Origin of the sequence: Mycobacterium sp. E3251 (assembly GCF_001666835.1) — a bacterium.
Lineage (GTDB): Bacteria > Actinomycetota > Actinomycetes > Mycobacteriales > Mycobacteriaceae > Mycobacterium.
The window spans coordinates 1-905 of sequence record NZ_LZJF01000132.1 but is presented as its reverse complement, the minus strand read 5'-3'; the positions used below and the strand labels follow the sequence as shown (position 1 = coordinate 905).

The window sequence follows — 905 nt, the reverse complement described above, 5'->3', positions numbered from 1 at the left end:
GCGGGCTTCGTCATCCGAGCGGCCAGCTCGCGGGCGCGCGAGAGGTAGTCGGGGGAGAGGATCTGGCGCAGGTCGGCCACCAGCGACTCGCGCGTGGTTTTGGAAAACGGGCGGGCGACACCGACTTTCAACCGATCCACCTGCCCTGCCCAGATCTTCTGATCGCTCATGCTCCAGAGGCTCAATGTGGGCACTCCGGCGCGCAGGCCCGCTGCCGTGGTTCCCGCGCCGCTATGGTGTACCACGGCCCGGCAAGCGGGAAAGACCGCTGCGTAATTGACCGCGCTGACTACCTTGACGTGGTCCGAATGAGCGGCGCCACTGAAATCGGTTTTGCCAGAGCACACCAACGCCCGCTCGCCCAGCTCCGCGCAGGCCTCGCCGATCATGGTGATTGTCTCGGCCGGCGAATCGACCGTTGTGCTGCCGAAGCCGAAGCAGATGGGTGGTGTTCCCGCAGCGACCCACGATGCGACTTCGTCGTCGACATCCGTGGTCAGCTCCATCGTCAGCGATCCAACGAAAGGACGCTGGCCGCCCCATTTCGCCCATTCGGCAGCGAGCCCGGGGAAGCACACCTCGTCGTAGGCCTGGATTTCCAATGACCCACGTTCTGCGATCCGTCGCGGCGAGGCAACCGTGGCCGTGGGCAAGCCGAGTTCACGGCGCTGGCGGTCCTCGGCCCTCTTGTTCATGCGCCAGCACACCCAGTCGTACACCGCCATTCCGGTGCGAACCATCGGCCCCGGCAGCATCGGAATCAGCTGCCCGTTCGGCCGCATCGGGATGTAATGCAGCGTGGCCATCGGAATGTTGTAGTAATCCGCCACGTTGATCGCCAGGTCCTGGTAGAGCTGGCCCGTGAAGAGCAAATCGGCCCCGGCCCCAACCGAGATCAGGGACGA

General features: G+C 65.1%; 1 protein-coding gene. It reads right to left on the bottom strand.

From position 1 onward, the window contains the following. Positions 1-905, bottom strand: a 905-nt coding sequence (locus tag A5697_RS28090) for a glycosyltransferase (RefSeq protein ID WP_068011386.1), incomplete at both ends; no start/stop codon positions are given.